Here is a 1,038-nt window from a genome sequence, read left to right as displayed (position 1 = left end):
AAAATTTCGATGGGTGTTTTATACCCAAATCTCTTCCTTGGTCTGTTGTTTAATATATGAATTGTTTTATTTATTTCTTCTTTTGTTATGGTGTCAAAGTTAAGTCCTTTTGGGAAATATTGCCTAACTAATCCGTTCAGGTTTTCATTCGCTCCTCTTTCCCAACTATGGTAGGGTTTAGCAAAATAATAATCAACCTCTAGATGTTCTGCTATTGTTTGATGGTTAGCGAACTCTTTTCCATTATCAGAGGTAATTGTTTTTAGCAATGGTTTCCAGTCTTGTAACAGCTCAATTGTTTTTGTTTCTATTTCACGAGCATCTTTACTTTCTACTTTATCCATAAACAACATTCCTGAAGCTCTGTCGTTGATTGTGAGCAAGGCTCCTTTATGATTTTTTCCTATAACTAAATCTATTTCTAAATCTCCTAATCGTGTCTTTTTATCCACTATTGTAGGTCGTTCATCAATGTCTATCCTATTGGTAATCAACCCTCTTTTGTCTTTTAAGTCTCCTCTCTTTTTATATTTCTTACCCTTAGTCCTTAGATATTGGTATAGAGTACCTCCTCGTCGTTTGTTTTGCCAAATATACTGATAAATAGACTCTGTCGAGACCATTTCTACCTCATCTATTTTAGCCCTGCCTACGGCTTGTTCCGGGCTGTAATCCTGGGTTAGGTAGTATAAGACATTTACCTCAACTTCTGCCGTAAAAAGGTGTTTTTTATTTTTAGTTTTATGCCTATTTTTAGTTTTCCTTTCCGCTAAACCGGCTTTATAAACACCCGATCGCTCGTCTTTATTGCGTTTAATTTCTCTTGAAACTACCGATTTATCTTTGCCAATTAGGGCAGCAATATTGGAAATACTTATTCCTAATTTGAAATTTGCTTCTATTTCGTATCTTTGTTCTAACGTTAAATGTGCCATCTTTTTTTGTTTTGGGAAACACAAAGATAAGACGGAATTTTTCGCCAGATAAGGGGATAGGGTTTTTGCCCTAGGGCAAAAACCCTATCCCCTTATCTTTTTT

At 35.2% G+C, this 1,038-nt stretch carries 1 protein-coding gene; it reads right to left on the bottom strand.

Annotation, left to right across the window (positions count from 1 at the left end):
* Window positions 1-935 (bottom strand): IS30 family transposase (locus tag PLC66_RS22840; RefSeq protein ID WP_324544462.1); only part of this gene is annotated, 935 nt, incomplete at its 3' end.
* Window positions 936-1,038 lie beyond the last annotated feature (103 nt).

Origin of the sequence: Thauera sp. (genome assembly GCF_035444905.1) — a bacterium.
Taxonomy (GTDB): Bacteria; Pseudomonadota; Gammaproteobacteria; order Burkholderiales; family Rhodocyclaceae; genus Thauera.
This window is presented reverse-complemented; position numbering and strand designations above follow the sequence as displayed.